The following is a 26,510-nucleotide window of genomic DNA, read 5'->3' on the forward strand; positions in this document are numbered from 1 at the left end:
ATGCAAAACCGTGAACAGATCCTGCAGATGCTGAGCCGTATTCTGGAAGATGAATTCGAAATAGACGCGGCAGATATCACCCCGGAAGCATCGCTGTATCAAGATCTGGATTTAGACAGCATTGACGCCGTAGATTTAGTGATAAAACTGCAGCAGATCACCGGCAAAAAAATTCAGCCCGAAGCCTTTAAAGCGGTTCGGACTGTCGATGATGTGGTGAATGCTATTCAGCAGTTGGTCAATGATTGATGGGTAAACTGGCCCAGGCAGTGACCTTTATTCTGTTGCTGGGCTACCCGCTGGCAGTTTACCTGGGGCTCAATTATCTGCCCGGAAACCTGCTGGCACCGCTGTTAGCGTTGCTGTTGCTGCTGCGCTTAGTGACACAAAAGCAGCCGTTACGTTTACTGGCATTGCCGGTGTTATTTGGCCTGTTATTGGCGCTGGGCAGTTTTGTCGCAAGGCAGCAGCACTGGCTGCTTTACTACCCGATAGTGATGAATCTGTGCATGTTAGGGCTGTTTGGCAGTTCATTGCTGAAGGGGCCCAGCATGGTAGAGCGGCTGGCAAAGATCACCGAACCACAATTGCCAGACGCCGCGCGGCCATATTTACGTAAAGTGACCGGGCTGTGGTGTTTACTGTTTGTCATCAATGGTTCCATGGCAACTTACACTGCGCTGTATACCAGTTTAGCTACCTGGACCTTATACAACGGACTCATTGCCTACCTGCTGATTGGCCTACTGGCCGGCAGTGAATGGCTATACCGACACTTTTGGCTGACAAGATCGTAAGAGACGGTTATGACAGAGTTACTGAAATCCTGGTTGAGCCAGGGTCCATCCGGACAACAACTGATCAGTTTCAACCATCACGATATTGTGACTGGCGGGCTGTTTGCCACTCAGGTACATCATCTGCATAAACGACTGGTCACCAGTAGCGAGCAACGCTGGCTGCTGGCCTGTGATAGCAGTGACCAGTTCGCTGTCGGCCTCTGTGCTGCGCTGCTGGCAGGCAAGCAACTAATCCTGCCCGCCAATACCCAGCCGGGCACGCTCAGTGAACTCACCCATGAATTTGATGCAGTATTGGCCGATCAGCCTTTGTGTGAAGGCAAACAATATATTGCGCTGAAAAAAGAACTCAGTCAGCCACTCGCGCCTTGGCCAAAGCTCCCCCCCGATTGCGATTTTGGTGAACTGATATTGTTCACTTCCGGCTCCAGCGGCTACCCCAAGGCGGTACGCAAAACGCTGCGGCAATTGGACGCTGAAGTGACCGTACTGGAGCAAACGTTCGCTAAACATCTGCCACACTGCAGTGTGATTGCCACCGTCAGCCACCAGCATATCTACGGCCTGTTATTTAAAATTCTGTGGCCATTGGCAGCCAGTCGACCATTTTTGTCGGATCTGGTGGAATATCCGGAAACCTTAAGTTACTACACAGCGCTGTTTCCTAAGTTGTGCCTGATCAGCAGCCCGGCGCAGCTATCGCGGTTGCCAGAAGCGCTAGGATTTGAGCGGCAAATCCACACCCCCAGTCTGATTTTCAGCTCCGGCGGCCCCCTATCACTGGAAGCGGCACAAGGCATTCGGCAGTGCTATGGCAGTTTTCCCATCGAAGTGTATGGCAGCACCGAAACCGGCGGTATTGGTTATCGCCGTCAGCATAGTGCCGATACCCCTTGGCGCGCATTTGCTCCCATGGTGCTGAACATTGATCCAGAAGATAACGCCCTGCTACTGCAATCGCCATATCTGGAAGACAACCAGGTTTTGCGCTGTGAAGACAAAATCACGCTGCTGGACAAAGAACTGTTCCGGCTGGAGGGACGGCTTGACCGCATTGTGAAAATCGAAGAAAAGCGATTATCACTGACCCAGATGGAAGGGCTGTTGAATAGTCACCCCTGGGTACAACAGAGCCACCTGTTATTGCTGGAAGCCCCGCGGCAGCAGTTAGGGGCGGTAGTGGAATTATCGGCATATGGCAAACAGCAACTGGCCATCGAAGGTAAACTCAGTATTAATAATGGCCTGAAAGCTCACCTTCTGAGTCAGTTTGAGCGTGTCACCTTGCCCCGCCGCTGGCGCTACCCGGACACTATGCCAATGAATGCTCAGGGTAAGTTGCTGAAGCAGGAAATAGTGCAGCTATTTGATCATGATTAAATCGTTATTGCCGCCAGTGGTGGCGCATCAGATTGAGGGCAATGACGCCCACTGGCAACTGCAAATCCCGGTGGACTACCCTGCTTTTACCGGCCATTTCCCCGCATACCCGGTGCTGCCGGGCGTCGTACAGTTGGATTGGGCGGTCCGTTTCGGTTGCCAGCAGTTTGGCTATCAAACAGCCGTAGCGCAGTTGGAGGTGCTGAAATTCCAGCAGTTGATCCAACCAGGCATGCAGGTTTCTCTCTGCATCCGCCACCTGGTCGAAAAGCGTAAATTGCAGTTCAGTTTCAGCGCTGGCGAGCAACGTTTTGCGTCTGGGCGCATCGCCTTTGCCACACCGGAGGTCACATGAAACCTGCACTGGTGATCCCCAACTACAACCACAGCAATTACATCGCCCAGACGCTGCAAAAATTAAAGCCGCTGGGGATACACTGCTTTCTGGTAGATGACGGCAGCAATGACACTACCCGTTATCTGTTGCAGCAGTTAGCCGCACAACATCATGACTGGGTCACCTTGTTGACTCATCCTTATAACCGCGGCAAAGGTGCTGCGGTGGTCAGTGGCCTGCGTACCGCCTGGGAACAAGGCTATTCGCATGCACTGCAGGTGGATGCTGATGGTCAGCATGATCTGGACGATATTCCACAGATGCTGGCGCTGGCACAGCAAAATCCTCAGGCGCTGATCAGCGGGCTACCACAATACGACGATAGTGTACCCAAAGCCCGGCTCTATGGCCGCTATATCACCCATTTCTGGGTGTGGCTGGAAACCCTGAGTCTGAGTATCCGCGATTCCATGTGTGGCTATCGCGTCTATCCATTGGCGGCTTGTGAAGCGCTGTTACGCTGTGAGCCGGTGGGTGAGCGCATGGATTTCGATACCGAAATTATGGTACGACTGTACTGGCGCGGCACCCCCACCCTGCATTTGCCGACCAAAGTGATTTACCCGCCAGACGGCGTTAGTCATTTTCAGGGTTGGGCCGATAATTGGCGCATCAGTAAAATGCACAGTCGATTATTCTTCGGCATGCTTAGACGCAAAATCACCGCGCAAGCATTTGGCCCCAAGAAAAAGCAAGACACGCGCCACTGGTCCAGTATCCGCGAGCGCGGTAGCCTGTTAGGGCTGAAAATTCTGGTGGCTTGTTATCGTCTTGGAGGCCACTGGCTGGCGCGACTGGTGATGTATCCGGTCATCACTTACTTTTTTGCCACAGGACGCAGCGCACGTGCAGCCTCGCAGCAATTTCTGCGGCGCGTGCAACAATTGGAGCCGCGACACCCCGATTTGCACCAACCGACCGACTGGCGCGATAGCCTGCGCCACTTTTTCAGCTTCGGTAACGCCGCATTAGACAGAATCGATGCCTGGTGCGATCGCATTACCCTCGATCAAGTCGACTTCCCAGATAAACAAGCGCTGGCAACACAGTTAGCCAGTGGCCGCGGGGCGGTGCTGCTGGTATCGCATATTGGCAATATTGAATTATGCCGAGCCATCTCTATCCACCAGCGCCAGATTAAAGTTAATGTGATGGTGATGACCAATCATGCGGAAAATTTTAACGAGGTCATCAAGCAATTAAATCCAGATAGCCAGTTACATTTGCTGCAAGTCGCAGAACTGAGTCCGGCCACGGCAATGTTATTGCAGGACAAAATTGATGCTGGGGAGCTGGTAGTGATTGCCGCTGATCGCACCTCACGCCACAGCATGGGCCGGGTGTGTTATGTGCCATTTCTTGGGGCAGAAGCCGCATTGCCACAAGGGCCGTTTATTCTGGCTGGCATGCTGGATTGTCCGGTCTACACCATGTTTTGTGTGCGCCAACAGCGGCGTTATCACGTGTCATTACAGCCCTTTAGCGCGCCACTAAACGGCCCCAGAGCACAACGTCAGCAACGGTTACAACAGGCCGCCCAGCTCTTTGCCCAGCGGCTGGAGGTGATGGCTCGTCAGGTGCCATTGCAATGGTTTAATTTTTACGATTTCTGGCGCAGAGATGACAGCGCGACACGCAAGGAGCAGCCATGACCCAGGCGATTGCCTTTGGCCATAACATATTGTCGCTGGAACAGATAGTGGCCGTTGCCAACGGCGCACCGGTAGTGCTGGATGACAGCCACGATTACCGTGAATATATTGAACGCGGCGCACGCTTCATCGACAAACTGTTAGCCCAGGATGGAGTGATTTACGGCGTGACCACCGGCTACGGCGATTCCTGTACCGTTGCTATTGCGCCCGAGCTGGTGCCAGAACTGCCGCTGCATCTGAGCCGTTTTCACGGTTGTGGCCTTGGACGTCATTTCGATAAAGTGCAAGCGCGGGCGATACTGGCCTGCCGGCTTAACTCTCTCGCCCGCGGCAAATCTGGCGTCAGTTACGCATTGCTGGCACGTATTGCACTGTTGCTGAATCAGGACATCATTCCGCTGATCCCGGAAGAGGGCTCGGTGGGTGCCAGTGGCGATTTGACGCCGCTGTCCTATCTGGCTGCGGTATTGGTGGGGGAGCGGCAGGTCTATTATCAGGACAACATCCGCGACACTGCCGAGGTGTATGGAGAGCGACAACTTCAGCCATTGACGTTGCGCCCGAAAGAGGGATTAGCGTTGATGAATGGCACGGCGGTGATGACTGCGCTGGCGTGTCTGGCATATCAGCGTGCGCAATATCTGCAACGCTTATGTGCCCGCATCACCGCCATGACCTCCTTAACGCTGCAAGGCAACAGCAACCATTTCGATGAGTTGCTATTTTCCGTAAAGCCACATCCCGGCCAAAATCAGGTGGCAGCTTGGATCCGTGAGGATCTTAACCACCAGCAACATCCGCGTAATTCTGAACGGCTGCAGGACCGTTACTCCATCCGTTGTGCCCCCCACATTATCGGGGTCTTGGCGGATGCGTTGCCCTTCATGCGGCAGTTTATTGAAAACGAGCTCAACAGTGCCAATGACAACCCGATTGTGGATGGTGACGGCGAACATGTGTTGCACGGTGGTCACTTTTACGGTGGCCACATTGCATTTGCGATGGACGCCATGAAAAATGCGGTGGCGAACCTCGCAGATCTGCTGGACCGGCAGATGGCACTGGTGATGGACCCTAAATTTAACAATGGTCTACCTGCCAATCTTTCTGGTTGCGACACTGAACGCTGCAGCATTAATCATGGTTTTAAGGCAGTCCAAATTGGTTGTTCTGCCTGGACCGCCGAAGCATTGAAACTGACGATGCCAGCCAGTGTGTTTTCGCGCTCAACCGAATGCCACAACCAGGATAAAGTGAGCATGGGCACCATTGCCGCCCGCGATTGTTTGCGGGTACTGGAATTGACCGAGCAGGTCGCCGCGGCCACGCTGTTGGCGATGAGCCAAGGCATTCGTCTGCGCATCCGCCAACAGCAACTGTCTCCTGAGAGCCTGACTCCGTCACTGGCGAAAACCCTGGCACAGCTGACACAACAGTTACCACTGCTGCAAGAAGATCGGCCTTTGGAAGCCACATTGCGTGATACGCTATTGAAAATTCAGCAAGGTTTTTGGGAGGTCTGCTGATGAAAGCCGTTGTAACTGCCGAAGTGGAGCTGGAAATTCCCTTTTTCGATGTCGACTCGATGGGCATCACCTGGCATGGCAACTACCTGCGTTACTTTGAAGTCGCCCGCTGTAAGCTGCTGGATAAAATCGATTATGGTTACCGGCAGATGCTGAGTTCTGGCTATGGTTGGCCAATTGTCGATGTGCAGCTCAAATATGTGAAATCCTCCACCTTTGAGCAGAAAATCCGCGTGGTCGCAGGGCTGGTAGAATGGGAAAACCGCCTGAAAATCCAATACCAGATTTTCGACGCTGGCAGTGGTGAACGACTGACCAAGGGCTACACCATTCAGGCCGCCGTCAATATGCAGACCAAGGAGTTGTGTTTTGAAACTCCTGCGGTATTTCGTCAGCGGCTACAACCGTTTTTGGAGGCACAATGAGGTATCTGTTTGGCATACTATTGTTACTGTTGTGCCATCCGGTAATGGCAGACAATCGTCCACAGCCGGGCGATTATGACCGTCTGTTTGCTACCGAAGCCAGCAGCGAGCAGCTGCAACAACTACAGCAGCGACTGGCACTTGGCGATAGCAGTCGTGGCAGTTTTCAGCAGACACGTTGGTTGCGGGTATTAAAGCAACCGCTCTATAGCAGTGGTCGCTTTATTTTTGCACCTAACGAAGGCATGTTGTGGCAGCAGCAACAGCCCTTTGCCACGACCTTGATACTAAAACAGCAGCAACTGCTCCAGATAGACAGCCAAGGCCAACTGAGTGTGCAGCAGACCAGTGACGCCCCCACCGCGCTGGCAAGCTTGTTGCCAAAACTGATGCAGGCCTTATTGGCGGGGAATATCGAATACCTGCAACAGCACTTCGCGCTCTACCTGCAACAGCAATCATCCTGGCAACTGGGATTAATTGCCAAAGATAGCCAGCTCAAAACTGTATTACCACGGCTGATTCTCAGTGGGGAAGCGCAGCCGCAGCAACTGCTGATGCTGGGGCGACACGGCGATCTCAGCGATATTCGTTTCAGCCAGATCCATACCGGCCCGCTCAGTAGCGCCGAGCAGCTACTGTTTATACCCAGTGGGACCGCTAACTGATGCCTGCGCCCCGGTTAACGCCACGACAGGGACTTGTTATCTGGCTGATGCTGCTGGTAGCCATTGCAGCCAGCGGTTTATGGCAATGGCAGCGCGGGGCCCATATCGAAACCGACATTCTGGCGTTATTGCCGAAAGTGCAGGAAGCGCCGTTAACTCAAGCAGCGCTAACACAGGTAGAACGGCAGTTTGGCGAACAAATCTATTTAGCTGTCCTGGCCGATTCACGCGCACAGGCAATCGCTGCTGCGCACCAACTGATGGCGCAATTGCAACAGTCTGCCGCGTTTACTCAGGCCCGCAGTGGTGATGACGCGAGTCTGCAAGCGCTTGGCCATTTTTATTTCCCGTATCGCCTGCGGCTGCTGACAAAAAGTCAACAGCAGCTGTTGCAACAGCAGCAGTTACAGCCACTATTACAGTCGGTACAACAACAGCTTTACAGTCCCTTTAGCAGCGCCAACAGTGAATTACTGCAACAGGATCCGTTACTGCTGTTTCCCAGTTGGTTACAACAGCTCGCTGATGGTCAGCAACTACAACAACAAGATGGCATCTTGCTGACCACCAGCGGCAAGCAGACAGCGGCCATCGTCATTGCCAAGGCCCGTGGCAGTGTGTTCAGTCCGCTGGCACAACAGCAGCAATTGCAGGCGCTGCAGCAGGCGTTATCCAGCTTACCGGCGGAAGTTTCGGTGCTGAAAGCTGGCGCACTATTTCATGCCGCTGCCGCCACTACCAGTGCCAAGGCACAAATCGGGATAATTGGCAGTATTTCGCTGGCGGGTGTAGTGCTGCTGGTGCTGCTGGGGTTTCGTTCACTAAAACCGTTAACAGTGGCACTGCTGACGCTGGGCAGCAGTTTTGTGGTGGCGCTGGCAGTGACCTTGTGGTGCTTTAATGGCCTACATCTGCTGACACTGGTGTTCGGCACCAGTTTGGTGGGCATAGCCATCGATTACAGCTTCCATTTCTATTGTGAACGGCTGCAATCGCCGCAAACCACAGTCCAGCAAAGTCTACGGCAGATTGCGCCAACGCTGACCTTGGCGCTGGCATCGAGTGTCATCGCCTATCTGGCATTGGGATTAACACCATTCCCTGGCATGCAGCAAGTAGCAGTATTCTGCGCTACCGGGCTGATATTTACCTGGCTGACGCTACTACTGGCCTACCCAGCGCTGGCGGCCAGCCCGTTGCCAGAAGGTCAGCGACAACTGCAGTTGGCCCATCACTGTTACCTTGCCATTCGCCAACAGTTTCGGCGCAGGCGCGGGTTGTTGAGTTTGATGTTAATACTGCTGCTCACCGGGTTGTTGCGCCTGCATCACGATGACGATATCCGTAATCTGCAGCAAAGTCCGGCCAGTGTGACGGCGGAGGAACAGCAGTTGCGGCAATTGCTAAGTGGTGGCACCGACAATCAGTTTCTGTTAGTCGCCGCCGATAACGCACAGCAATTACTGCAACGACTCGAACAACTGACACCTAAACTGGAAGCGCTGCAGCATCAGCACCAATTGGGCAATTTCGTGTCACTGTCACGCTTTGTTCCCAGCGAGCAACAGCAACAACGCAACTACCAGTTACAGGGCCTAATTTATCAACAGTTGCCTGCGCTACTGCAATACTTAGGACTGGATGAAGCCCTCGCACCGGCGTTACTGCAACAATACCATGCAGCAGCAGCTAACCCGCTCACCATCCAGCAATGGTTAACCACCGCCGCGGCACAAAAGAGCGGATTGGGACAGTTATGGCTGCCGCCGGATGCAAGTCACTCGCAATACGGCAGCATTGTGCTATTGGGTGGGATCAAGGATCTGAGTGCGGTGAAAACCATCAGCGAAACGGTTTCCGGGGTAACCCTGGTTGATAAGGTCGCAGATATCTCTGCCGTTATGGCGCATTTCCGCCAACTAACCTTATGGCTGCTGGGTATCTCATTAGCCATGGCGGCGGTGTTGTTCGTCTGGCGTTACGGCCGGCGCCATGGTCTGGCGACCGCCCTGGTGCCAGTGATGGCCGCATTGCTAACGTTGGCGACACTGGGCTGGTTCGGCGCGGGTCTCACCTTGTTTCACACATTGGCGCTGTTGCTGGTATTTGGCATCGGCGTAGATTATAGCCTGTTCTTTGCCAGTGCCGGACGCCACCCGGCGGCAGTGATGCTGGCGGTATTATTATCTGCCGCGTCCACCCTGTTGGCGTTTGGCTTGCTGGGATTTAGCAGCACCCATGCAATTGCCGCTTTCGGTCAGACACTGACACTCGGCATCCTGTTTACTTTATTGCTGGCATTACTGAATACCAGCGACGCTGCGGAGCCCTCCGGATGCGATCGATAGTTTGCTTGCTGTTGCTAGGGATCATCAGTGGTTGCCAAAGCAGCCACCGTTGGCAGCAAACGTGTGTGCCACTGGCTGCAACTGCCAATTATTGTCTGGCGCCCTTGCCATGGCAGCAACACGTAACCCCCCTACCTGCCGATATCGCCCAACAGGTACGCTTTGAACACAATGGCAAGGCCCAGGAATTACTGTTGCAACTACAATTCGCACCCGAGAACGAAATCATGGTGGGGTTGGCACCGCTCGGGCAATCACTGTTTACCCTAAGCTTTGATGGCAATACACTGAACAGCGAACACAGTGTATTGCTCGCGAGCAACTTCCGCGGTGACTACCTGATGGCAGTGCAGCAGTTGGTATACTGGCCAGCCGCTATGGTGCAGCAAGCAATCCCTGAAGCCAACATCCGGGATTTCCGGTGTCAACAAGGCTATTGCCGTGAACTAACCCTCAACGGCAAAATGCTCGCAAGCATACACTATGAACAGACGCCGGGCTGGCAGAGTCCGGTAGCGGTTGAACTACCGGATGCTAACCTCCGGTTAACGATCAAGCCGATGTAAACAGCGCAGGAATAAGATGCCAATAACCATCAGACACGCTGGATTTTGTACGCCACTCGGCCATGACCCCAGCACAATACTGCAAGCGTTAGTGACTGGCGATACTTCAGCAATGGTGAGTCGCGAAGGCTGGTTATTTGATCGCCCGGCGATTGTTGGTGAAGTAGCAATGCCGTTGCCATCATTACCGCCTGCCTTGGCAAAGTTTTCTTGCAGAAACAACGCACTGCTGTTACAAGCGGTGCAACCGCTGCGAGATGTAATTGCTGCGGCAGTCAAGCATTATGGTGCGGATCGCATCGGTATAGTGCTCGGCACCAGTACCTCTGGCATTGCAAATGGGGAGCAGGCGTTGGCTTACTACCAGCAGCACGGGCGGTTTCCGAAGGATTATCATTACGAACAGCAGGAGTTAGGCAGCCCCGCTGAGTTTCTGCAACAACTCCTTGATTTGCAAGGTCCGGCTTACACGGTATCCACCGCTTGTTCCTCCAGCGCCAAGGTGTTTGCTAGTGGTCGGCGATTATTACTCAGTGGCCTTTGTGATCTGGTGCTCGTCGGCGGCGTTGATAGTCTCAGCCAACTGACACTCAACGGGTTTGACGCCCTAGAGTCCATCGACAATTCGCGCTGCAATCCCTGCAGTCGTAACCGCCACGGCATTAATATTGGTGAGGGCGCGGCAGTATTTACCTTGGAACGTGGTGACGGGGAAATTCTATTGGGTGGCTGCGGCGAATCATCCGACGCCTATCATATTTCCGCACCACACCCGCAAGGGCGCGGTGCTATCGCGGCGATGCAGGCGGCACTGAGCCAGGCAGGGTTAACTGCGGCAGATATCGATTATGTGAATCTGCATGGTACTGCCACAGCAAAAAATGACGCCATGGAGGCGCTGGCGATGAACAGTGTTTTTGGGGCTGATGCGATTCCACCTTGTAGCTCTACAAAACCGCTGGTCGGTCATACTTTGGGAGCTGCAGGTGCCATTGAAACCGCTTTTTGTTGGCTGTTACTGTCCCACTACAATAGTGCACAGTTACTGCCACCGCACCGATGGGATGGGGAAATTGATGAAAAGTTATTGCCATTGCCACTGGTGAAAAAGGGGGATTCAGCTCGACTACAACACCTTATGAGTAACTCTTTTGCTTTTGGCGGCAGTAATGCCAGCCTGATTTTGAGTCGCGGAAACCTGCATGAGTGAACATTTACGGCAGCGGAATATTGCCGATTTTCTGGCCCACAGGCCACCGATGATCCTGATCGATCACATTGAACAGCATGGTGACAACTATCTGCTGACCAGTGTCAGTATCAGTGAACACAGTCCGTTTTTTGATCCAGTCCTCAGACGGGTACCCAATTACGTGGGCATTGAATATATGGCACAAAGTATTGCCGCACTAGCCGGAGTTGAAGCCGAACGTTGCGGTGAACCGATACGGGTAGGATTTCTGCTCGGGAGTCGCAAGTTACAACTGCATTGCGCCGGATTTTGGCCTGGCAAACAATATCAGACGGCAGTACGACGGCTTTATCAGGAAGATAGCGGTCTGGCCGTTTTTGATTGTGAAATATTGCATCAGGGCGAGACCATCGCCAGTGCCAATGTGAATGTATTCCAACCCCGGGACACCGCGGCCTATGTAGCAGGCGGTGCCGAAGTATCTGTGGGAGATCCTACATGAGTAAGCGAATTTTAGTGACAGGTGCCAGTCGCGGTATTGGTAAAGCGATGGCTTTACGTCTGGCACAATCTGGCTACGATATAGCGCTGCATTTTCACAGTAACCAACAGGCGGCCAACGCTACTGCGCAAGCATTAACTGAAATTGGAGTACAGGTAAGCCAATTACAGTTTGATGTGGCTGACAGAGCGGCCTGCCGCAGCGCTATAGAAACCGATATTACCAATCACGGTGCCTATTATGGCGCGATACTCAACGCCGGAATCGCCCGCGATACCGCTTTCCCTGCGATGACCGAAGCGGAATGGGATGGTGTTATCCATACCAATCTCAACGGCTTTTATAACGTGCTCCAGCCACTGCTGATGCCGATGATCCAAGCCCGTAACGGTGGTCGTATCATTACCCTATCCTCCGTTTCCGGTTTGGCAGGCAATCGTGGACAAGTGAATTACAGCGCCTCCAAGGCTGGAATAATTGGTGCCACCAAAGCGCTGGCACTGGAAGTCGCCAAGCGCAAAATCACCGTCAACTGTATCGCTCCCGGCATCATCGACACCGAAATGGTGGACAATCTCGGTGACGAACTGGTGCAACAACTGGTACCGCTGCGCCGCATGGGCAAACCGGAAGAGATTGCCGGGCTGGCGAACTTTCTAATGTCAGATGAAGCGGCCTATATCACCCGCCAGGTCATTTCAGTCAATGGTGGCATGTTATGAGTAAACGCGTTGTCATCACCGGCATGGCCGGCATTTCATCGCTGGGGCAGGACTGGCCGACGATTAAAACGCGGCTGCAGAGTGGGCATAATGCCGTGCAGCGCATGGATGACTGGGATCGATTTCAAGGTCTGAATACCCGCCTAGCGGCGCCGGTCAACGATTTTGCAGTGCCAGCACACTATTCCCGCAAAAAAATTCGCTCAATGGGACGGGTATCCCTGATGGCGACCCGCGCCAGTGAACTGGCGTTAGCTGATGCAGAGTTACTGGACGATCCTGTCATCAGCTCCGGGGCCATGGGTATTGCGTATGGCTCATCTGCCGGAAGCCCAACCGCTATCATCGGCTTTGGTGACATGCTCAAACACGGTGATATGAGTGGTATTGATGCAACCAGCTATATCCGCATGATGGGCCACACCACCGCTGTCAACGTGGGAGTATTTTTCGGTTTGCAGGGCCGTACCATTACCACCAGCAGTGCCTGCACCTCTGGTAGCCAAGGCATAGGTTATGCTTATGAAGCGATTAAATATGGTCGCCAGGTGTTGATGCTGGCCGGCGGTGCCGAAGAACTCTGCGCCAGCGAAGCCGTGGTGTTCGATACGCTATTTGCCACCAGCACCCGCAACGATACCCCACAACTGACGCCAAGACCGTTCGATCGCGACCGCGATGGCTTGGTGATCGGCGAAGGAGCCGGGACCTTGGTACTAGAAGAGTTACAACATGCCCAGGCGCGTGGGGCCCGGATATATGCTGAAGTCATCGGGTTTGGGACCAATGCCGATGGCGCGCATATCACCCAGCCGAATGCAATCACGATGGAAGGTGCGATTCGTTTAGCCTTGGAAGATGCCGGAGTAACACCGCAGCAAATTGGCTATGTAAATGCCCACGGCACTGCCACGGATCGCGGTGATGCCGCCGAAAGTCAGGCCACCTATGCTGTCTTTGGCAGCCAAGTACCCATATCGTCGTTAAAGAGTTATACCGGCCACACTCTCGGCGCATGTGGGGCACTGGAAGCCTGGTGGAGCATTATGATGATGCGCGATGGCTGGTTTGCGCCCACGTTAAACCTTGAACATCCAGCCGATGACTGCGCGGCGCTGGATTACATCCGCGATAATGGACGCGCGTTGCAGACGGATATAGTGATGAGTAATAACTTTGCTTTTGGTGGCATTAACACATCGCTGATTTTCCGCCGCTGGTCAGAATCATCGAGTTAGCGTTGACGATTGTTTATACCGCTTGTACTCCCCAGACCATTAGATTAATCTTATTAATCTGAATCTAATGGTTAAGGGAATTTCTATGTCGCAGTCAGCACTTTCTCGTTGGTCCGGTGCCGTGGGCAGTAATAGCTGTTGGGAATTGATCAAGCACGGCGCACAAGTGTTGGATGTCCGCTCCCCTGATGAATTTGCACAAGCTCATCTGCCACAGGCGACCAATGTCCCCCTCAACCAACTCGACAGCTGGATTAAGCAACAGCCTAACAAACAGCGGCCATTAGTGTTGTATTGCGCCGCTGGCATCCGGGCACAGATGGGCTGCGACATCTTACGTGCGAATGGTTTTGACTGTGCCGTCAATGGTGGCTCGTTACAGGATCTGCTGTATAACCAACCTACTGCTTGAAAAAACAAGCCCCGGGATCCCGGGGCTTGTTTTAATGTCCGTAATGGGTGTCACTGCAGTTTTAGTTAAACAGCAGGTTACCTCTTAAGCATTACACTGACAGTTGATCGATAGCAGCTTTCGCTTCAGCAATACCTTTATCATGAGCTTCATCGCCCATATTCAGTGCTTCAGCATACACCACGTCAACATTAGTAATACCGATAAAGCCAAGGAACGTTTTCAGGAACGGTACTACGTAATCCACAGCAGAACCCTTATGAATGCCACCACGGGTAGTCACAATAACCGCACGTTTACCTGTCAGCAAACCTTCAGCACCAGTCGCAGTATAACGGAAAGTCACGCCAGCACGGGCAACCAGGTCAATCCAGGTTTTCAGCTGCACCGGCACAGTAAAGTTATACATAGGCGCAGCGATCACCAGAGTATCGTTGTCCTTAATTTCTTTAACCAGTTTGTCAGACAGCGCTAACACTTCTTGTTGACGGGCATTCAGATTATCCCCGCCACGCAGGCCACCCGCCAACTCACCATCCAGTACCGGCAGTTGCTCTGCGGCCAGATCGCGCACCTGGATAGCCGCGCCTTTTTCTTTCCATGAAGCAGCCAAATAGTCCAGTAGCAGACTTGACTGTGAATAACCACCGAGAATGCTGGACTTCAATACTAAAACCTTGCTCATAATTCACTCCGCTATATTTGGATAACTATTCAGGGGCTTTCCCTAAATTAATAGCGCCAGTCTATACACGGATAAATTGAATAAAAAGCGGATAAAATTTGAGATTACTTGCTATTTTTTAGAACGGTTAATACGTTAACCGCGGCTCATGAAGACTCAGACTTTGAGACTGAAAGTCACTGGGCCATCATTGATCAGCGCCACCTGCATATCGGCGGCAAATCTGCCAGTCGCCACTGTCATGCCCGCATTGCGGCAATAATCGATAAAAGCTTGGTAGAGTTCATCGGCTCTGGCGGGAACTGCGGCACTTGAAAAGCTAGGGCGTAAGCCGCGACTAGTATCAGCGGCCAAGGTAAACTGCGACACCACTAACAAACTGCCACCGACTTGCGAGACGTTGAGGTTCATCTTGCCCTGCTCATCACTGAACACCCGATAGTGCATCACTTTGTGGGCTAATTTCGCCACAGTAGCTTCATCATCCTGATGCTCGACACCAAGTAAAACCAGTAACCCACTGCCGATACTGCCCGTCACTTGCTGTTCTACTGTGACACTGGCTTCACGGACTCGCTGAATAAGCGCTATCACGCTATCACTCCTGTATTGGCTAATTGCGCGACATTGTCAGCCATTTCCCGAACCGCTGCAATTACCGCCTGCTGCATCCGTGGTTCCATCAAGGAATGGTGTCCACCAGCCACGAGCTGCAATGCGGTGGGCTGCGTTTGCTCGGCCAGCATTTGCTTTAACAGAAATGGCGGACATACCCAATCCTGCTCACCTTGCAACAACCAGGTGTGGGTCGGCCAGCTATCCATGGTGGCTTTTAACAAGACGTAAGCATCAAAGTAATGATGACGGGCAAAGTGATTTTCAATTAATGCGCAGCTTCGGTCGGCCAGAGAATATTCAGTCGGCAACAGGGTCCAGGGATGCGCCAGCGTTCGTTCCCAATGGCACCACGCCGCCACCGTCTTGAGTTCACTGCGTTGCAGTGCCTGCGCAAATGCCTGTAACAACGTATCCTCATCGTTTGCTGATACCGCATCCCGCCAACCGCGGTAATCAACCGGAAACCGCTTTGCGGCTCCCTGACTGCCATAAAGCCAACTGCGACCCGCCGCCGATGGCACAAATATGCCCCAATAACATTGCCCGAGCACCCGTTGCGGACACAAACCAGAGTATATCAACCCTAGCGTCGCCCCAAATGATCCCCCGGCGAGACACCAGCGCTCCAGCCCTAGCCATTGCCTTAACCGTTCAATATCTGTCAGCAGACTCAACACATCGTTATGTACCAGTCTGCCTGACGGCTGTGACTTACCGGCACCGCGTTGATCTAACAACAGTACGCGAAACCGCTGGAGATCAAACAACTCCAAATCGCTGATATGGCATCCAGCGCCAGGGCCGCCATGTAAAAACAATAACGGGATCCCCTGCGGCTTGCCGTACTCTACCAGATGTAATAGATGCCCATCGCCGACATCCAGCCACTGCCGGGATAACGGCTCAATCCTGCTCATTTGATGACCTATCACACTCAGCGTCAGCCACCTGCTGTAGCTCATCCAGATATTCGGGCAAAGATGCGGTAATTTCGGCCCCCAGCAGCACGATCATCCAGGACAGATACACCCACAAAAACAGAATCGGAATGGTTGCCAGGGCACCATAAATGGCTTCATAGGTCGGGAAATGTGTCACGTAAAATGCAAAACCTTTCTTGCCCGCTTCAAATAGCAGTGCCGCAACCACAGCGCCCAATAACGCATGTAGCAAGTGCACCTTCTGATTAGGCACCACGGTATACAGCAGCAAAAAGGTCGCCACCGAAAAGAGAAAGGGTAAGCGCGCGACGAAAAAAGCCCCCACCCCATAGGTATCGGCTTCATTAAAGATCTTGAGCGATACCACATAGGAAGTGGCTGCCAGGCTAGCACTGATAAGAATTGGCCCTAGCGTCAGGATCATCCAGTACATAGAAAACGACAGCACCAACGGCCGCTTTGTACGATTCCCCCAGATATAGTTGAGTGCTTTATCAATCGCCGAGATCAGCATAATTGCCACGACCATTAATGCCGCAATACCAATGGCGGTGCCTTTAGAGGCGTTACCGACAAATTGGTTGATATACACCTGTACCGTATCACCAGCTGCAGGCAGAAAATTCTGATAAATAAAATTCTCGATCTCTTTGCGAACCCCTTTAAACACAGGAAAGGCCGATAACATTGACATGGTCACGGCCACCATCGGCACCAGCGACAGCAGAGTAACGTAGGCCAAATGACCCGCACGGATATTAATCTGATCATTCAATACCCGGCTTTTTACATGCTTGATGTAGCACCAGATGCTATGAGTGATGGCGCCTGCACGTTGCAGACTGAACTGAGAATTCACAGTAATCATGATTGTTGGATGACTTATGCCAATATCTTCGTACAATAACAAACAGATTACAAAATCCCGACAGAAAAAGCGCCCTGCAATTTTTGCCGGAAACCAAGGAGATATCGAATGTCACAACAAGGATCTACCGGCAATGTCATCGCAGCGCTGGTAAATGTCTTTTTCCCGGGGTTAGGACAGCTGATCCAAGGTCGTATTCTGGCGGCACTGCTATTTTTTGTCATAACCGTTGTCGGATATGCCTTATGGTGGCTGGTCGTGCCCCCCATTATTGGTGCTATTGCCCATCTCTGGAGCATTGTGGATGCAGCCAGATACCGTGCATGAAGGATGGAAAGGATAATCCAATGAAAATATTAGTGAGCTCGACGCTGATGTGTCTGGCGTTAATGCTGGGCGGTTGCCAATCGGCCTACTATGGGGCTATGGAAAAAATTGGCTATCACAAGCGCGACATTATGGTCGATCGCGTCAAAGATGCGCAGGAGTCACAACAGGATGCGCAAAAGCAGTTCAGCTCTGCGCTCGAGGAGATGCAGGCATTACTGCACCATGATGGCGGCGATCTGGAACAAGCGTATAACAACGCGAAAGATGAATATGAATCCGCACAGTCTGCGGCTGAACGGGTGAGCGACAGGATTGATAAAGTTGAAAGTGTTGCTGAAGCGCTCTTTGATGAATGGCAGCAAGAAATTGGTGAAATCAGTAAATCCAGCCTGCGACAGAAAAGCCAAAGCAAATTAAATCAGACACAGCGCTCGTACCAACAGATGCTGAAAAGCATGCGCCGGGCAGAAAGCAAAATGGCACCGGTACTCACCGCCATGAAAGACAACATGTTGTACTTGAAGCACAATCTCAATGCGCAAACCATCGCGTCAGTTAAAGGCGAATTCACCAGTTTGCAAACTGATATTTCGTCACTGATTAAAGAGATGAACCGTTCGATTGATGAATCCAATAAATTCATCGCTCACATGGAACCTTAACTTAACCACACAGTGAATCGAGGGGTGGATGTTATCCCACCTCTTGTTCACGGCACCGCTGTTTATCGGCATACATGGCTCGGTCAGCGTTGTGCAACAGATCTTCAATTGTCTGTGCAGCTTCCGGAAAACAGGCATATCCCATACTTAGCTGTATCGGTAAGGTAATGCCGTGCCAAACAAACGTCGGCGCGCAAACTTCGGCATGAATCTTATCCTGTACCGCCTGAATGTTCTCAATCGCCGAAATACGCGGCAGGATCACTAAAAATTCATCACCGCCGATACGGGCAACCAGATCACTGCCACGCAAGACACTCTCTAACCGTCGCGCAATCTCCACCAGCAGCGCGTCACCGGCCACATGTCCGAAATTATCATTTATCTGTTTGAAATTATTCAGATCTATGTTGAAAATACAAAAGTGACTACCATGTTTGTGGAGCTTTTGCAGCATCTGCATAGCGCGGCGACGGTTACCAATTTTGGTTAACACATCTTCGTACGAATAGCGGTGAGCATTACGATAGGTGTTCAGCAACAAGATAACGCTAATAAACAGAACCACCGACAAGGTGTAACCCAACAACCGTACCAGATTGCTTTTGAACCAGATTTCTAACGAGTCATGCGCGATCTCTTTAATGGCTAATTGCCAGGTGCCGCTCACCAAGTTCACGGTTTCGGTACGCAGTGGCTGCGTAAATACCTGAGGATCACCATAGAATACTGCGCCTAGTTCACCCTGACCGTCCACACCCCGTATCGCCAGTTCTACATCATCAGGAAACGAATCGCTACCGGCATCGTGCAATAACCGGTTCCAGTCGAGTGCAACACTGAACACTCCCCAATAGTTTTTATTGTTCGGAGGGTCAGAGAAAATAGGGATGCGGGCGATGATCGCTTCCCCGCCCTGCACCAGGGTTAATGGGCCAGCGACAAAAATCTTGCCGTTATTTTTGGCGATTTCTACGGTGCGCCATTGCTCCGGATGCAGGCGAAAGTCCAGTCCTAAGGCTTTCTCATTGCCTTGCCGTGGATAAACAAAACTGATGACATCATTCGGAGCCACCCCAATATTGCGAATATGGTGAGCCTTGCGCCGGATATTTTCAGCTAATGGTAACCATTGATGGGCTGAAGATTGCGGACTGACGGCAATATAGGCCGCTAGTGCATTGGCCTCAAAGATCTCTGACGTGACTGATGCTTCCAGACGATATCGTACCAATGCGAGTTGTCGTGACAGATCATCGGCGCGGTCATCTGCAATATCTCGGCTGTAACTATGCTGGAGATATTCCACTATCTCATAGGTGGCTGCAAAGTAGAGCAGGGCCACTAGACCCCAAACCACTCGGCTCTTGAATCGCCCATCACTCCGCATCAGCACACACCCTAAAATTTTACATTATTTTTACATGATTCAATATCAACTGGAATAGCGAAATACCATTGTCTAACTGGATTATGGCCAGATATTAGATACTTAATTTTAGCGTTCTCTGGACTATACATCTGTGTGAGCAACCACACGAATTTTGGCAAGCCCAGGGTGTTTGTTGGATCTGGCGCACAATTCACGCAAGTGAAATACAACTATTTCAGACTTCGGCTTTCACAATACACACAAACTATTTGATGTGGAACATCACATGACTATTACCGAATCCCTTACCTTGATGTTGGCATTATTATACGGTGCCACTCAGTTGTGGTGGGCTGGTAAACGCTTTGGCGCTATCGCCGCCACCATTTCCTTGTTATTAGCCTTAGTGATAAGTGCCAGCCTGACATTATTGGTCGGTACTGCAATTGCAATTGCCGGTTTAGCCCTACTCCAATGGCGTAAACCTGCCTTTGCCAAAGGTGATTTGCGTATCAATGACTTACGGGCAGGCTGTCAGAACTTAATTGTCCTGTCACTATTGATTGTCGCCATCCAATATACGGTGAATAGCCTGATGCTAAAAGCTGGCATAGCCGACCCTTGGGTTGCCCGTCCTAACGTGGTGGATGCTTTTCTTCCGATTGCCGGCGCTATTGAAGTAAAAGGTATCGTCTCGTTGGGATTATGGGATCAGAACCACCCTGCCGCAGCGGTTATGTTAGGCATCGTGTTACTGACAGGGTTGCTGTGCAAACGTGCCTTCTGTGGTTGGGCCTGTCCCATTGGGCTCGCAGGGGAATACCTGTATAAACTGCGCAAACGTGTTATCAAAGAAGAGCTGATGCCACCTAGATGGCTGGACTGGCCGTTGCGGATGCTGAAATATCTGCTGTTGGCTGGTTTTATCTATCTGGTTGTAGGCATGCCAGCAATGGGGATTCCGGGTTATTTGCAAGGCAATTACCACCGTATCGCCGACCTCAAGATGGCACTGTTTTTCCTGACGCCCGGACTGGTCACACTGTGTTGTTTTGCGTTGATCCTGATGATTGCGTCATGGCGTCGTCAGGGATTTTGTCGCTACTTATGCCCTTATGGTGCCATTCTGGGGATACTGAGTTTCTTCAGTCCGCTGAAAATTCGCCGTAACCAGCAAGAGTGCTTGATTGATAAAGGCATGAAATGTGACAAGTGCACACGCGCCTGTCCGGCCAATATCATTGTTCATACCAAAACCACGGTGCGCAGTGATGAATGCCAAGCCTGTATGCGCTGTGTTGCTGCTTGTCCGAAAAAGGCAGCGCTCGGTTTTGGTCTGCCCGGCAACCATATGTTATCGGCACGCAGTCTGATGATTGGGGTGCTGGCGATTATGTTCTTCCTGCCATTAGTGGCTTGGCTCTTCGGCTATTGGGACAGTCAGATACCGGATGCGATTCGGATGCAGCTATTGCAAGTTGCTGATCATATCGGACACTAAATGCTATCTTGGCTGAGGGAAGTGGAGATTGCAGGATTAGGTGTAACAAAGTGTAGAGATCCACTTCCCAAACTATCTTGGTTAAGTCAGTAACAGCACAAAATAGGGCAGAAAATTGCAACGCGCTGTTTCAAAGCTGAAATATTGCTCGATATCACACCAGCCATATTCAGGAAGCTAAGTGACTTAGTCCTTACCGTTTTAGCGCGTAAAGCCTCGCCCAATTCGGGCGGGGATACAAGCGCATACCGCGAAGCGGTATTTACAGAATTGAATATTTTCTGTAAATTGCATTGTATGAAGCGAGCATACAAAGAAAGATTCTATCCAACCGAACAACAAACCGAACTACTGGCAAAGTCGTTTGGCTGTGCTCGTTTTGTCTGGAATAACACGCTTAAGCACCGTACAGACGCTTATTATGAGCGAGGTGAATCTATTGCTCACTCCGTACTAGAAAAGCGTTTAGTGCCTTTAAAAGCTGAGTTTGAGTGGCTTAAAGAAGTGTCCAGCGTGATATTTCAGCAATGCCTACGCGATCAACAAGAGGCGTTTAAAAACTTTTGGGATAAGCGTACTAAGTACCCACGTTTCAAATCAAAGCATGACAGGCAATCGATAAGATTAACCAAGGCCGCTTTTCACTATAACGACGGTCAACTCTTCATTGCTAAATCAAAAGAGCCGCTAAACGTTCGATGGTCGCGTAACCTATCAAGCGAACCTAGCTCAATCACCATTTCAAAAGACAGGGCAGGACGCTACTTTGTGTCGATGCTTTGTGAATTTGAATCTAAACCAATGCCTGTCACTGCAAAAACAGTGGGCATTGACTTAGGTTTAAATAACCTGTTCATCACTGATGATGGCATCAAAATCGACAATCCACGCCACACTAAACGCTACGAAAACAAACTGGCCTACCTACAGCGCAAGCTCGTCAAGAAAAAGAAAGGCAGCAAGAACCGCGACAAGATACGTCAAAAAGTAGCCCGTCTACATGCCAAAATAGCCGATAGTCGATTAGATAACTTGCACAAGTTGTCTCGCAAATTAATCAACGAAAACCAAGTGATTTGTGTTGAGTCGTTAGCGGTGAAGAACATGATCCGCAATCCAAAACTAGCTAAACATATCGCTGATGCGAGTTGGGGTGAGTTCATTCGCCAACTCAAATACAAAGCGGAATGGGCGGGAAGGACTATCGCAGAAATAGATCGCTTCTTCCCTAGCTCAAAGCGTTGTAGTAGTTGTGGATTTGTACATGAATCAATGCCGTTAAATATCCGTAACTGGACTTGTCCAGAGTGCAAAACACTCCAAGATCGCGATATTAATGCGGCTATGAATATAAGAACCGTCGGACTGGCGGGGTTAGTCTAGGGAGCGACTGGAACGGGGATTGGAGCAATCCAGTCTAGTGAAAGCGTGATGAACTAGAAATGTTCTCATAGCAATATAAGAACCCTAGCCCGATAGGGCGGGGAGAAGTCAGTTTTAGGCCACTTATGAATCTTTTGAAACTTTTAGCAAGCCAAACATCGTGGGGGTTACGGCAATAAAAAACCCCGGAAAACCGGGGTCTTAAAAAACAGATTGCCATTAGCTCTGACGATAGGCGCGTTTGCGATCCATCTCGGTCAGATACTTCTTACGCAAACGAATGCTCTTAGGCGTCACTTCCACTAATTCATCATCGTCGATAAATTCCAGTGCCTGCTCCAGCGTCATTACAATCGGTGGTGTCAGGGTCTGAGCTTCGTCAGTACCTGATGCACGAATGTTGGTCAGCTGCTTGCCTTTCAGACAGTTCACTGTCAGGTCGTTAGAACGACTATGGATACCCACAATCTGGCCTTCATAAATTTCTGCAGCATGGCCAATAAACAGACGACCACGTTCCTGCAGATAGAACAGAGAGTAAGTTAGCGCTTTACCGGTAGCGTTGGAGATCAATACCCCGTTAGCACGCTGGCCGATATCCCCTTCCTTATATGGACCGTAGTGATCAAATGAATGATACAGCAGACCAGTACCAGAAGTAGAAGTCATGAAGTCAGTCTGGAAACCAATCAACCCACGGCTAGGGATCATAAAGTCGATACGCACGCGACCTTTACCGTCTGGCTGCATATCCTTCATATCTGCTTTACGGATACCCAGCTTTTCAATCACGGCACCTTGATGCTGCTCTTCTACGTCCACGGTCAGCTGTTCATAAGGCTCGCATTTTACGCCATCGATCTCTTTAAGGATCACTTCTGGACGAGAAACAGCTAACTCATAACCTTCACGACGCATGTTTTCGATCAGGATAGACAGGTGGAGTTCACCGCGACCAGAGACCTTGAAACGATCCGGGCTGTCAGTTTCTTCTACGCGCAGCGCTACGTTATGCACCAGTTCAGTCTGCAGACGTTCAAGAATATTACGAGAAGTGATGAACTTACCTTCTTTACCAGCAAACGGTGAAGTGTTTACCTGGAAAGTCATGGTCATGGTGGGTTCGTCAACACTCAACGCTGGTAATGCTTCCACATTATTAGTGGCGCACACAGTGTCAGAAATCTTCAGCTCGCCCAAACCGGTAATCGCTACGATGTCACCAGCATCCGCTTCAGCAACTTCGTTACGATCCAGACCAAGATAACCTAATACTTGACCGACCTTACCATTACGGGTTTTGCCATCCGCACCAATCACAGTCACCTGCTGGTTGGTTTTAACGCTACCGCGTTTGATGCGACCAACACCAATAACCCCAACGTATGAGCTGTAATCCAGCTGAGAGATCTGCATCTGGAATGGGCCTTCATCGTCTGCATCAGGAGGTGATACTTTGTCGATGATGGTCTGGAATAAAGGGGTCATGTCATCGCTATGAGTTTCTGGATCCAGAGATGCGTAACCGTTCAGTGCAGAGGTATAAACAATTGGGAAGTCCAATTGCTCATCGGTCGCACCTAAGTTCACAAACAAGTCGAACACCTGGTCAATAACCCAATCAGGGCGCGCCCCTGGGCGGTCGATTTTGTTGATAACCACAATGGGTTTCAATCCCTGTGCAAATGCCTTCTTTGTCACAAAGCGAGTCTGAGGCATCGGGCCATCTACGGCGTCGACCAGCAGCAATACTGAGTCTACCATCGACAACACGCGTTCTACTTCACCACCGAAGTCAGCGTGCCCGGGGGTATCAACGATGTTGATACGATAGTCCTGCCAGCGAATCGCGGTATTCTTCGCCAAAATGGTGATACCACGTTCCTTTTCCAGATCGTTTGAGTCCATCACACGCTCAACCGCTTCACCGCGGGAGGCTAATGTACCTGATTGAGACAGCAGCTTGTCCACCAGAGTGGTCTTGCCATGGTCAACATGCGCGATAATCGCGATGTTTCTTAATTTATTGAGTGAACTCGACATTTTACTTGTGAAGCCTATGTTTGCATCGGGGACTGCATGCCAGCGGCAGAATTTGTCACCGCCGGACGCGTTAATTCTTGCGAAAAGGCGGCGATTATACACTGAGCAAGGTGTCATTGATATTAATTTATACAATTGCCTCACGTTGTCGCAGTCAGACAATGCCGTGGGTCAACTGAGGTAAAACGATTCGACGCTTTTTACGGAGCACTCACATCACCAACTTGGGGCAATGTTAACTTGATCACAGGTTTTATGGACAGATTTTGAACGATGTTTAATCGTGTGATTTCTGCCAGCCATGACACACTATTTTATCTCAACGAAATCACACTTTTGAGTCGTCGAATACAGCCACAGAGTCAGCTGGCACCATCCATAAAAACATTGATTTAGACAGCGCGACCGTGAAATTTTAAGATTTTTACAACAGTGCGATAACGGTTGATTTACCGGTCATTGCGCTCTAATCTAGCCGAGGGAAATAACAGTATAAGTGGCCAGCTTTACGTAAAATTCAACATCTCTAAAACAGCATTTTAGAGCATGGATTGCACCAAAAAATAGCGTTTCCGCACCACTATTGTGCGTTACCGACTGTATTATTCGCCCAATATTCGAACATGCCCTTTGATTTCAGCGTGTTAAAAAGCTGGCACGATTTTGGCTGCTCAAAAGCCTTAAAATTGAAGATACGCCAGTCGTTAAACTTACACCAAGTAAACAAAGGGCCGAATCTATACCCTATCCGGAGGCTTTAGAATGTCAGTTGAATCGGTACTGAAACAACTCCAAGAGTTGGAAGTAAAATTTGTTGATCTGCGTTTTTGCGATACCAAAGGTAAAGAACAACACGTATCTGTGCCTGCACACCAGGTAGATGCCGACTTTTTTGAAGACGGTAAAATGTTTGACGGCTCTTCAATTGCAGGTTGGAAAGGCATCAACGAATCAGACATGGTGCTGATGCCAGACGTAAACACTTTCGTGCTGGATCCTTTCTTCGAAGAAACCACCGCAATCATCCGTTGTGACATCCTCGAACCAGCCACTATGCAAGGCTATGAGCGTGACCCACGTTCTATCGCTAAGAAAGCAGAAGAGTATCTGAAGTCTACTGGTATTGCTGACACAGTGCTGATTGGCCCAGAACCAGAATTCTTTGTATTTGACGATGTACGCTTCGGCTCTGACATGTCAGGCAACTTCTACAAAGTTGGTGCAAAAGAAGCTGCTTGGAGTTCTGCTAACGAATACGAAGATGGCAACACAGGCCACCGTCCTACCGTTAAAGGCGGTTACTTCCCAGTGCCACCAGTGGATTCATCACAGGATTGGCGCAGTGCGACCTGTCTGGTATTGGAAGAGATGGGTCAAGTGGTTGAAGCTCACCACCACGAAGTGGCCACTGCTGGCCAGAACGAGATTGCTACCCGATTTAACACTCTGACGGCTAAAGCAGACGAAATTCTGACCCTGAAGTATGTTGTGCACAACATGGCGCATGCTTACGGCAAAACTGCGACCTTTATGCCTAAACCTATCATGGGCGATAACGGTTCAGGTATGCACGTTCACCAGTCACTGTCTAAAGACGGTGTGAACCTGTTTGCGGGTGACAAGTATGCGGGTCTGTCTGAAACCTGTTTGTACTACATCGGTGGTATCATTAAGCACGCTCGCGCGCTGAACGCCTTCACCAACCCAAGCACCAACTCTTACAAACGTCTGGTTCCTCACTTCGAAGCTCCAGTAATGCTGGCTTACTCAGCACGTAACCGTAGTGCTTCAATCCGTATTCCGGTAGTTCCATCACCAAAAGCTCGTCGTATTGAGACTCGCTTCCCAGATCCAATGGCTAACCCATATCTGGCGTTCTCTGCATTGATGATGGCTGGTCTGGACGGTATCCAGAACAAGATCCACCCTGGCGATGCCATGGACAAAGACTTGTATGATCTGCCAGCTGAAGAAGCTGCAGCAATCCCACAAGTTGCTGAGTCTCTGGATATTGCGCTGGCAGCACTGGATGCTGACCGTGAGTTCTTGACTAAAGGCGGCGTATTCTCTAATGACTTCATCGATTCATACATCGCACTGAAAACTGCAGAAGCTGAGAAAATCAACCGCACAGTTCACCCACTTGAGTTCGAACTGTACTACAGCCTGTAAGCTATTGCTTTGCAATCAACCCGATGAGTCAAGCCATCGGAGTATAAAAATAAAGCCCCGGGTCTATCCCGGGGCACTTATTTTAGATGCCATCTAACGGTTAT

At 50.8% G+C, this 26,510-nt stretch carries 26 protein-coding genes; 20 read left to right on the forward strand and 6 right to left on the reverse strand.

What is annotated here, in order from left to right; translation table 11 throughout:
* The 15 genes from KDN34_RS16265 to KDN34_RS16335 all read left to right on the forward strand — a co-directional run bounded on the left by KDN34_RS16265 (position 1) and on the right by KDN34_RS16335 (position 13,831).
* On the forward strand, positions 1-249 hold the full coding sequence (locus KDN34_RS16265; RefSeq protein WP_212594737.1) for an acyl carrier protein: 249 nt from the start codon (positions 1-3) through the stop codon (positions 247-249).
* Positions 249-797: a COG4648 family protein gene (locus KDN34_RS16270; protein ID WP_212594738.1), complete on the forward strand. Its 549-nt coding sequence runs from the start codon at positions 249-251 to the stop codon at positions 795-797. Before KDN34_RS16265 ends, KDN34_RS16270 begins: the two co-directional genes overlap by 1 nt.
* 9 nt (positions 798-806) lie before the next feature.
* On the forward strand, positions 807-2,180 hold the full coding sequence (locus KDN34_RS16275; RefSeq protein ID WP_212594739.1) for an AMP-binding protein: 1,374 nt from the start codon (positions 807-809) through the stop codon (positions 2,178-2,180).
* Positions 2,173-2,535, forward strand: coding sequence for an ApeI family dehydratase (locus tag KDN34_RS16280; protein WP_212594740.1), 363 nt, complete (start codon positions 2,173-2,175; stop codon positions 2,533-2,535). The genes KDN34_RS16275 and KDN34_RS16280 overlap by 8 nt, the downstream gene beginning before the upstream one ends.
* Positions 2,532-4,229, forward strand: a complete 1,698-nt coding sequence (locus KDN34_RS16285) for a glycosyltransferase family 2 protein (protein ID WP_212594741.1) — start codon at positions 2,532-2,534, stop codon at positions 4,227-4,229. The genes KDN34_RS16280 and KDN34_RS16285 overlap by 4 nt, the downstream gene beginning before the upstream one ends.
* Complete coding sequence (locus tag KDN34_RS16290) at positions 4,226-5,758, forward strand: HAL/PAL/TAL family ammonia-lyase (protein ID WP_212594742.1); 1,533 nt, start codon at positions 4,226-4,228, stop codon at positions 5,756-5,758. The genes KDN34_RS16285 and KDN34_RS16290 overlap by 4 nt, the downstream gene beginning before the upstream one ends.
* Complete coding sequence (locus KDN34_RS16295) at positions 5,758-6,183, forward strand: acyl-CoA thioesterase (RefSeq protein WP_212594743.1); 426 nt, start codon at positions 5,758-5,760, stop codon at positions 6,181-6,183. Before KDN34_RS16290 ends, KDN34_RS16295 begins: the two co-directional genes overlap by 1 nt.
* A complete protein-coding gene (locus tag KDN34_RS16300) occupies positions 6,180-6,851 on the forward strand; it encodes a LolA-related protein (protein WP_212594744.1) in 672 nt (223 codons plus the stop codon). Before KDN34_RS16295 ends, KDN34_RS16300 begins: the two co-directional genes overlap by 4 nt.
* Positions 6,851-9,199, forward strand: a complete 2,349-nt coding sequence (locus KDN34_RS16305; protein ID WP_212594745.1) for an MMPL family transporter — start codon at positions 6,851-6,853, stop codon at positions 9,197-9,199. The genes KDN34_RS16300 and KDN34_RS16305 overlap by 1 nt, the downstream gene beginning before the upstream one ends.
* Entirely contained in the window at positions 9,187-9,765 is a 579-nt protein-coding gene (locus KDN34_RS16310) for a DUF3261 domain-containing protein (protein WP_212594746.1), read from the forward strand. The genes KDN34_RS16305 and KDN34_RS16310 overlap by 13 nt, the downstream gene beginning before the upstream one ends.
* Before the next feature lie 16 nt (positions 9,766-9,781).
* Positions 9,782-10,975: a beta-ketoacyl-[acyl-carrier-protein] synthase family protein gene (locus KDN34_RS16315; protein WP_212594747.1), complete on the forward strand. Its 1,194-nt coding sequence runs from the start codon at positions 9,782-9,784 to the stop codon at positions 10,973-10,975.
* The gene (locus KDN34_RS16320; RefSeq protein WP_212594748.1) at positions 10,968-11,459 is read left to right on the forward strand and encodes an ApeP family dehydratase; all 492 of its coding nucleotides are present in this window, start codon (positions 10,968-10,970) and stop codon (positions 11,457-11,459) included. The genes KDN34_RS16315 and KDN34_RS16320 overlap by 8 nt, the downstream gene beginning before the upstream one ends.
* Complete coding sequence (locus KDN34_RS16325) at positions 11,456-12,181, forward strand: 3-ketoacyl-ACP reductase FabG2 (RefSeq protein ID WP_212594749.1); 726 nt, start codon at positions 11,456-11,458, stop codon at positions 12,179-12,181. The genes KDN34_RS16320 and KDN34_RS16325 overlap by 4 nt, the downstream gene beginning before the upstream one ends.
* Positions 12,178-13,419: a beta-ketoacyl-ACP synthase gene (locus KDN34_RS16330; RefSeq protein WP_212594750.1), complete on the forward strand. Its 1,242-nt coding sequence runs from the start codon at positions 12,178-12,180 to the stop codon at positions 13,417-13,419. The genes KDN34_RS16325 and KDN34_RS16330 overlap by 4 nt, the downstream gene beginning before the upstream one ends.
* Before the next feature lie 85 nt (positions 13,420-13,504).
* Complete coding sequence (locus tag KDN34_RS16335; protein WP_212594751.1) at positions 13,505-13,831, forward strand: rhodanese-like domain-containing protein; 327 nt, start codon at positions 13,505-13,507, stop codon at positions 13,829-13,831.
* A gap of 91 nt (positions 13,832-13,922) precedes the next feature.
* On the opposite strand, the gene KDN34_RS16340 is transcribed toward KDN34_RS16335, so the two are convergent.
* From KDN34_RS16340 to KDN34_RS16355, 4 genes are all read right to left on the reverse strand, one after another.
* Complete coding sequence (locus KDN34_RS16340; RefSeq protein WP_212594752.1) at positions 13,923-14,516, reverse strand: FMN-dependent NADH-azoreductase; 594 nt, start codon at positions 14,514-14,516, stop codon at positions 13,923-13,925.
* 156 nt (positions 14,517-14,672) lie between these two features.
* The gene (dtd, locus tag KDN34_RS16345; protein WP_212594753.1) at positions 14,673-15,110 is read right to left on the reverse strand and encodes a D-aminoacyl-tRNA deacylase; all 438 of its coding nucleotides are present in this window, start codon (positions 15,108-15,110) and stop codon (positions 14,673-14,675) included.
* Positions 15,107-16,051, reverse strand: a complete 945-nt coding sequence (locus KDN34_RS16350) for an alpha/beta fold hydrolase (protein WP_212594754.1) — start codon at positions 16,049-16,051, stop codon at positions 15,107-15,109. Before KDN34_RS16350 ends, dtd begins: the two co-directional genes overlap by 4 nt.
* A complete protein-coding gene (locus tag KDN34_RS16355; protein WP_275482892.1) occupies positions 16,038-16,934 on the reverse strand; it encodes a virulence factor BrkB family protein in 897 nt (298 codons plus the stop codon). The genes KDN34_RS16350 and KDN34_RS16355 overlap by 14 nt, the downstream gene beginning before the upstream one ends.
* 117 nt (positions 16,935-17,051) lie before the next feature.
* On the opposite strand from KDN34_RS16355, the gene KDN34_RS16360 reads away from it, so the two are divergent.
* Together KDN34_RS16360 and KDN34_RS16365 are read left to right on the forward strand one after the other, a co-directional pair.
* Positions 17,052-17,270: a hypothetical protein gene (locus KDN34_RS16360; protein WP_212594756.1), complete on the forward strand. Its 219-nt coding sequence runs from the start codon at positions 17,052-17,054 to the stop codon at positions 17,268-17,270.
* 20 nt (positions 17,271-17,290) lie between these two features.
* Positions 17,291-17,935: a DUF2959 domain-containing protein gene (locus KDN34_RS16365; RefSeq protein ID WP_212594757.1), complete on the forward strand. Its 645-nt coding sequence runs from the start codon at positions 17,291-17,293 to the stop codon at positions 17,933-17,935.
* 31 nt (positions 17,936-17,966) lie between these two features.
* On the opposite strand, the gene KDN34_RS16370 is transcribed toward KDN34_RS16365, so the two are convergent.
* The gene (locus KDN34_RS16370; protein WP_212594758.1) at positions 17,967-19,280 is read right to left on the reverse strand and encodes a diguanylate cyclase; all 1,314 of its coding nucleotides are present in this window, start codon (positions 19,278-19,280) and stop codon (positions 17,967-17,969) included.
* A 313-nt stretch (positions 19,281-19,593) separates the two neighbouring features.
* On the opposite strand from KDN34_RS16370, the gene KDN34_RS16375 reads away from it, so the two are divergent.
* Complete coding sequence (locus tag KDN34_RS16375; protein ID WP_212594759.1) at positions 19,594-20,808, forward strand: 4Fe-4S binding protein; 1,215 nt, start codon at positions 19,594-19,596, stop codon at positions 20,806-20,808.
* Positions 20,809-20,952: 144 nt separating this feature from the next.
* Entirely contained in the window at positions 20,953-22,191 is a 1,239-nt protein-coding gene (locus KDN34_RS16380) for an RNA-guided endonuclease InsQ/TnpB family protein (RefSeq protein ID WP_228730374.1), read from the forward strand.
* 219 nt (positions 22,192-22,410) lie between these two features.
* Here KDN34_RS16380 and typA read toward each other — a convergent pair whose 3' ends face one another.
* Positions 22,411-24,234 carry a translational GTPase TypA gene (gene typA, locus KDN34_RS16385; RefSeq protein WP_212594760.1) on the reverse strand — a complete coding sequence of 608 codons (1,824 nt, stop codon included), beginning with the start codon at positions 24,232-24,234 and terminating at the stop codon, positions 22,411-22,413.
* Between the two features lie 762 nt (positions 24,235-24,996).
* Here typA and glnA point away from each other — a divergent pair.
* Positions 24,997-26,406, forward strand: coding sequence for a glutamate--ammonia ligase (glnA, locus tag KDN34_RS16390; RefSeq protein ID WP_212594761.1), 1,410 nt, complete (start codon positions 24,997-24,999; stop codon positions 26,404-26,406).
* The last annotated feature ends 104 nt before the right edge of the window (positions 26,407-26,510 follow it).

This window comes from Shewanella yunxiaonensis, assembly GCF_018223345.1.
GTDB lineage: Bacteria > Pseudomonadota > Gammaproteobacteria > Enterobacterales > Shewanellaceae > Shewanella > Shewanella yunxiaonensis.